Consider the following 6,586-nt stretch of genomic DNA (forward strand, 5'->3'; position numbering starts at 1 on the left):
AGTGGTCGGACGCGACGGTGACCTACGCCGAGATTCCCGGGGCCCAGCATGCCTTCGACGTCTTCTCATCGATCCGCAGCCAGCACACGATCGGGGCAGTGCAACGCTGGCTGCAATGGCACCAGGCAAGCCGATCAGCGCCGCGCTCCCCCTGATCGCCCCTAGTCGTGGCGCCGGAGTCGCGCTTTCGGGGTGAGCCTTGCTCGGACGCCGACCGAGTCACTCCCAGCGAGCCCTCCTAGCCGCGCAACCGGTTCGCGAGCTGCGTGCGCGACATCACGCCGAGCCTCCGGAACGCCTTTCGCAGGTGATACTCGACCGTGCTCGGGCTTATGAACAGCAGAGGCGTGAGAGCCCACAGCGTCCCGCCCACAACCGCACAAGTTCCCGCTGTCGATCGCGCTGGATGTCGCATCAGCCCGCCCCGCTGGTTCCCGGTTCTGTCGCTGAGAGTCCATCGTGCCGCTGTAGGTGAGAGTTCGGGAGCGCGCGGCGATCAGAAACCGAGACGGTTCCTCGTCAGCCCCCTCGAGACTCGAACAGTGATGCGGTGCGTGCCCGTCGCGCTCCCACGGCACGCCTACCATGCCCGCTCACCGTCCCACCGCGCGCACCGGTGCCCGTGTCACGGACGGCTGCACCTCGAGGATGCCGCGCCGGTACCGGACCCACGCGAGGATCAGCACGAACCCCAGGGCGAACATCGCCGTGGCGACCAGCCCGCCCTCGAACCCGCTGGGCCATCCCGTCCACATCCTCGCGTCGGCGTTCCCCTCCTCCACAAGGAGGAACGTCCCCAGCTCTGACGGTTCCGGGCTGCGCCCGAACCCAAACCCTTGTGTGAAGTCCCAGGCGAAGTGCAGGCCGAGCGGAAGAGCCAGCTCACCGGTCAGCACATACGCGACACCGAACAGAATCCCGAAGATGGCGATGTTGACGACGCTCAGCACCGTGGCGTTCGCGTTCGTGGCATGAAGCCACCCGAAGAACGCCGCGGGAACGATAACCGCGACCACCGTCCCCCACCTCGCGCCGAGGACTCCGCCGGAGAGACCCTCAGCAACGTTCTTGACGAGGTAGCCGCGGAAGACCATCTCCTCCCAGCCGGCGATGCCCACGACGATGAGCACGTCGATGACCATCGCCCCGACGAACGGGAGCCCTACGGGGCTGACGAACGTCTCGGTGATTCTGAGCCGGCCCGTCCCAAGCAGGAGGGCGTACGCGCCGCACACGAGCACGAGGCCCAGGAGGAGCCCGAACGCCAAGTCGAGCCACCATTCGCGGCCAAGGTGGAAGCCGTAGTCGGCGAACCTGCGCCGATCCAGCCATCTCGCCGCAAGCCACAGGATCACCGCCACGAGCACCACGAGAGCGAGCGACTCGATGAGCGAGGCGTAGATGTAGGGGAGCCGCTCGGTCAGCAAGCGTCGCCCCGGACCGCTCAGCGCCGTGCTGGCCACGCCCACAGCGACGACGATCAGGAGCACTCGCCAACCAGCGCGGAGGCGGGCTTCCTGGTGATTCCAGATGATGCTCTTCATGCCGATCCCTCCGGGACTACAGCAGCCCGGCTACGATCGCAGCCGTACCGGTTACGGGTCACCTTCGTGCTGTCGAGTTCGGGTGCGCCAGCGGCCGCACGCGCGAGGTCGTGTTCATCACGGACTCGAGTCGGAGGTGGAGGCCTGAGCTGCTTTGCTGCGAGACCCGACGTCGCCCGACCGGATGGTGAGGATCACGCTTGCCAGGAGTGTCCAGAGCAGGAACAGCAGGAACGCTGGCCCGAACTCGGCGTCGAGGAACATCCCGTTCACGAGGAGGAGCGGGGCGGTGACCGCTGCGAGCCAGCCCAGCCAGCGCGGCAGGACTCTCGTTTTCACGATGACGGTCGCGACCGCGGCCATGAAGACGCTGAGCGGCAGCATCGTCGCGATGTACGCGGTGCTGTTCATGACGTCGAGCGCCTGGTGGGTCGCGGTTCCGTCTTCGAAGCGGTCAGCCGCGTTCCCCGGCGCAATGCTCCCGAGCTTGATCGCGATGTAGACCAGGCCTGCGCCCAGTGCGGTGGTGGCCAGCCAGTCACCCGGACCCTCCGCCTCCCGCAGGAGACTGCAGAGGTAGCCGGTGAAGGGGATGAACAGCAGCAGCCCGATCAGCTCGCCGACGATGACGATCGGGGAGTCGATTCCGGTCGAGGAGAGACCGAAGAGGAGTACTACGAACAGGGTGCCGCTAGCTGCTCCGATTCGGGGAATGATTCGCTCGTACATTTGTTCCACCTACTTCGATATTGACTGGGTTCGACGCTACGGCGCCTCGGCCGGCGTGTCGTCGCCCTGAGTCCGGATTGGCGGGTAGGCCGCGAGGAGGAGCGAGGCCGCTTCGGGTCATCATCTGGATGGATGCGCGCCATCGAGGAGCGCGCGTACGCTCACCACTATGAGTGCACGCCGCTGGGCGTCACCGGGTGCAGGCGATCTCCTCGACCTGATGCTCGTACTGGCCCTTGCGGGCACGGCACAGTACGAGATCTGGGTGCGCCCGCTCTTCGACGACGGCATCCCCGGGCCGCAGCTCCCGAACGCCGTCCTGCTGCTGCTGATCACCGTCCCGCTGGCCTGGCGCCGACGGGCGCCGACCATCGTTTTCGTTCTCGTTCTCGTGTCGGTCGCGGTCCAGGTCTCGCTCATTGACGGGACACTCTCTGATCAGCCGCCGTTCCAGCACTGGATCGCGCTTCTCGTCGTCTTCTACTCACTCGGCGTCCACGCCGAACGCCGACGGGCGATCATCGCCGGCGCGCTCGGTGGCGGCGCCTTCGTCGTCGCAGACCTCGTCGACCTCCTCACCGGTGCCGGCAGGCTCGAGGACACCGTGCCGGCCTGGTTCATGCTCGCCGCCGCGTACGGCATCGGGTTGGCCATGCGCGGTGAGCGGATCCAGTCCACGCTGCTGACCCAACGTACTGAGCGTCTGGAGCGGGAGCGAGAGCAGCAGGCCCGGCAGGCCGTTGCCGAGGAACGGGCCAGGATCGCACGCGAGTTGCACGACATCGTCGCGCACGCGATCAGCGTGATGGTCGTGCAGGCACAGGCGGGTCAGCGAGTCCTCGAGGGTGAGCAGGCCTCGGCACGCGAGGCGCTCGGCTCGATCGAGACGATGGGTCGACAGTCGCTGGTCGAGATGCGCCGACTGCTCGGGGTGCTCCGCGTGGAAGACCGTGAGCTGGCGTTGGGGCCGTATCCGAGGCTTGCGGATCTCGACGTCCTCGCCGACCGCGTACGCCATGCGGGGCTTCCGGTCGAAGTGCATGTAGAGGGAGAGCCGACGTCGCTTCCCCCGGGAGTGGATCTGTCGGGGTATCGGATCGTGCAGGAGGCGCTGACCAACGCACTACGGCACGCTGGGCCGGCCACCGCGAAGGTCGTGGTCCGCTACCGGCCCGCCGAGGTCGAGGTGGAGATCACCGATGACGGCCGCGGTAACGCCGAGGACCGCGAAGGCGGGCACGGGCTGGTCGGGATGCGCGAACGAGCAGCGCTCGTCGGTGGCGACCTGGAGAGCGGAAGCGAGAACGAGCGCGGATACACCGTGCGCGCGCGGCTGCCCGCATGAGAATCAAGGTGCTGATCGCGGACGACCAGGCACTCGTCCGCACCGGATTCCGCAAGATCCTCGAGTCCGAGCCCGACCTCGACGTGGTCGGCGAGGCCGGGGACGGCGGCGAGGCGGTCGACGCGGCCATGCGGCTGCGCCCCGATGTGGTGCTGATGGACATCCGGATGCCCCGTGTCGACGGCCTCGAAGCAACCCAGCGGCTTGCCGGGAGGACACGCGTTCTGATTCTCACCACCTTCGACCTCAACGAGTACGTCTACGAGGCGCTGCGCTACGGGGCCAGTGGTTTCCTCCTCAAGGACGCCCCCGCCGACCAGCTCGTGACCGCCATCCGCGTCGTGGCCGCGGGCGAGGCACTCCTCGCCCCATCGATCACCCGGCGCCTGATCGAGGAGTTCGCACACCGACCTCCCCCGAATACCCGACCGGGACAGCTCCGGGCGCTCAGCCCACGCGAACTCGACGTCCTCCGGCTGGTCGCGCGCGGGCTTTCCAACGCCGAAATCGCCGACGAACTCTTCCTGGGCGACGCGACGGTCAAGACCCACGTCTCGAGAATCCTCCACAAGCTCGCCCTGCGCGACCGGGTACAAGCGGTTGTGCTCGCCTACGAATCCGGACTCCAACAGCCCGGTAGCGCCGACGCTGAAGAAGCCGGGCAACAATTCGGCCAGGGTGGCACCGCAACACAAGCTCGGGCACGGCATGGCCCGGATCCATCGACTGATTTGGTCTGAGATCACCAGCATCGTCGATTCCTCGAGGACGCGGAGAAGTAATGCAGACGCCGGCGCTGGAGCGGGACGCGGTGATCAGCTGCGTGGTAGTCCGAGTACTCGTTCGGCCACGACGTTGCGCAGGATCTGGGTGGTTCCGCCGGCGATCGAGAGACAGCGGGTGAGCAGCATCTCGTGCACATCCTCGGCCACCGCGGGGTCGTCCGCCGCGAACAGGGCTGCCGGTCCGTGCAGGTCGACCACGAGCTCGGACGCCTCTTGACGGTTGCGGACGCCCAGCATCTTCGCGACGCTCGACTCCGCGCCGGGGCCACGCCCGGCGATCGACCGGAGGGTCGACCGGACAGCGAGCAGATGGCACACGGTCGCCAGGGCCACCTGGTGGCCGACCCGTGCTGCATCCGTCTCCGACTCATTGCCGGCCAGGAGCTCGACGGCACGTTCCGTGCTCACCCCCAGCTTGCGGCCAGCCATCGCCACCCGTTCGTTCGCCAGCGTGGTGCGGGCGAGCTTCCACCCCTCGTTGACCTCACCCACGACGCACTCGTCGGGGACGAACACCTCGTCGAGGAAGACCTCGTTGAACAGCGCGTCACCGGTCATCTCCCGGAGTGGCCGTGTTTCGATACCGTCCGCCTTCATGTCGACCAAGAAGTATGTGATGCCGCGGTGGCGAGCGGCCTCCCGATCAGTGCGCGCCAGGCAGATGCCCCAGTCCGCCTCGTGCGCCCGCGAGGTCCACACCTTCTGACCGGTCAGCAGCCAGCCACCGTCGGCGCGGACGGCGCGAGTGCTGAGCGAGGCGAGGTCGGAGCCCGCTCCAGGTTCGCTGAACAGCTGGCACCAGAAGAGGTCGCCGAGCAGGGTCGGCAGGACGAACCGTTCCCGTTGCTCGTCCGTGCCGTGTTGGATGATCGTCGGCACCGCCCAGCCACCGATGGCCAGATCGGGTCGGTCGAGCCCGGCGCGGGTCATCTCCTCGTCGACCACCAACTGCTCCACCGGACCGGCGTCGAGGCCGAAAGGCCGCGGCAGGTGCGGCATCAGGAAGCCGGCCCGGGCGAGCGCCGTACGCCGCTCCTCGACGGGTAGCGCCGTGATGACACCCGTCTCCTGACGGACGGTGGCGCGGATCTTTGCATCTGCACCTCCGAAGTCGATCTCGGGCTCCCGGCGCTGCCCACTGCCGGCGCGCCGGGCCAGACGGGCCGCCGATCGCTCGGCGCCCCCGGTCATCGCGGCCACCGTCGCGCGCAACGCGACGGCTCGACGGAGGTAGAGGTGCGCGTCGTGCTCGAAGGTGAAGCCGGTGCCGCCGAGCACCTGGATGCAGTCCTGGGCGACGGACACGGCTCCGTCGAGGGCCAAGGTCGCGGCGACGTCGGCGGCGTACTCCGCCTCCTCCGCCGGCAGGTTCGACCGGGTTGCGGCACCGACGTCCCAGGCGACCGCGGCCACCGACTCCGTCGTCTCCAGCATCCCGGCACAGAGGTGCTTGACCGCCTGGAACGAGCCGATGGGCGCGCCGAACTGCTCGCGCACCTTGGCGTAGGCCACCGCGGTGTCCAGGCACCACTGCGCCACGCCAGAAGCCTCCGCGGAGGCTAGCGCGACGAGAACCCGACGTACCGCGTCAGCATCGAGGTCCAACCGAGTCACCTGCTCGGCAGAAGCAGACACGGTGATGCGACCGCCCCGCCGGGACAGGTCGACGCCGACCACCGACTCGGCCCTCCAGCCGCCTGCGTCGATCAGCACCCACGAGCCGTCGTCATCAGGGGTGAGGAGCCAACGCGCGTCGACGACGTCCAGCGCCAGATCGCCCGACAAGGCCACCGCTGCACTGGCACCACCGGCAATCGACGCGAGCACCTCGGGATCCGTGACCAGCTGGCCGACGAGGGTCGTCCCCAGCAGCGGTCCGGGGACCATGGCCTGCGCCGCAGCTTCCACCGCCACCATCTGGTCGAGCAGATCACCGCCACCGCCGGCGTGCTTCTCGCCGATCCCGATGCTGGTCAGACCCATCTCGATGACGGACTGCCAGGTCTTCGCGAACGCTGCGTCGGCATCGGTCTCGGCCTCCCGCACCGCAGCCGGGCCGCCGAGGTCAGCGGCCCAGTCGCGCATCGTGGAAGCCAGCTCGAGATGGTCACGCGTCATCCCAACCGGCATGGGTGTCGCCTCCGCAATCTAGAACGTGTTTCAATAATCATAACCACGGCAAA

Annotated in this window: 6 protein-coding genes; 2 read left to right on the forward strand and 4 right to left on the reverse strand. The window is 68.1% G+C overall.

Features of this window, described 5'->3' with window-relative positions; translation table 11 throughout:
- Window positions 1-238: 238 nt before the first annotated feature.
- The 3 genes from ACRDPN_RS07865 to ACRDPN_RS07875 form a co-directional block, all read right to left on the reverse strand.
- Complete coding sequence (locus tag ACRDPN_RS07865) at window positions 239-415, reverse strand: LuxR C-terminal-related transcriptional regulator (protein ID WP_431446843.1); 177 nt, start codon at window positions 413-415, stop codon at window positions 239-241.
- Between the two features lie 178 nt (window positions 416-593).
- A complete protein-coding gene (locus tag ACRDPN_RS07870; protein WP_431446844.1) occupies window positions 594-1,544 on the reverse strand; it encodes a CPBP family intramembrane glutamic endopeptidase in 951 nt (316 codons plus the stop codon).
- Between the two features lie 117 nt (window positions 1,545-1,661).
- Window positions 1,662-2,273 (reverse strand): hypothetical protein, encoded by a 612-nt coding sequence (locus ACRDPN_RS07875; RefSeq protein ID WP_431446845.1) that lies wholly within the window; start codon window positions 2,271-2,273, stop codon window positions 1,662-1,664.
- 169 nt (window positions 2,274-2,442) lie between these two features.
- On the opposite strand from ACRDPN_RS07875, the gene ACRDPN_RS07880 reads away from it, so the two are divergent.
- Both ACRDPN_RS07880 and ACRDPN_RS07885 read left to right on the forward strand, forming a co-directional pair.
- Entirely contained in the window at window positions 2,443-3,618 is a 1,176-nt protein-coding gene (locus ACRDPN_RS07880; RefSeq protein ID WP_431446846.1) for a sensor histidine kinase, read from the forward strand.
- On the forward strand, window positions 3,615-4,358 hold the full coding sequence (locus ACRDPN_RS07885) for a response regulator (RefSeq protein WP_431446847.1): 744 nt from the start codon (window positions 3,615-3,617) through the stop codon (window positions 4,356-4,358). Before ACRDPN_RS07880 ends, ACRDPN_RS07885 begins: the two co-directional genes overlap by 4 nt.
- 75 nt (window positions 4,359-4,433) lie before the next feature.
- Here the strand turns inward: ACRDPN_RS07885 and ACRDPN_RS07890 are convergent, their stop codons facing one another.
- Entirely contained in the window at window positions 4,434-6,521 is a 2,088-nt protein-coding gene (locus ACRDPN_RS07890) for an acyl-CoA dehydrogenase family protein (protein WP_431446849.1), read from the reverse strand.
- Between the last annotated feature and the right edge of the window lie 65 nt (window positions 6,522-6,586).

This window comes from Aeromicrobium sp., from assembly GCF_050700635.1.
In the GTDB taxonomy this organism is placed as follows: domain Bacteria; phylum Actinomycetota; class Actinomycetes; order Propionibacteriales; family Nocardioidaceae; genus Aeromicrobium.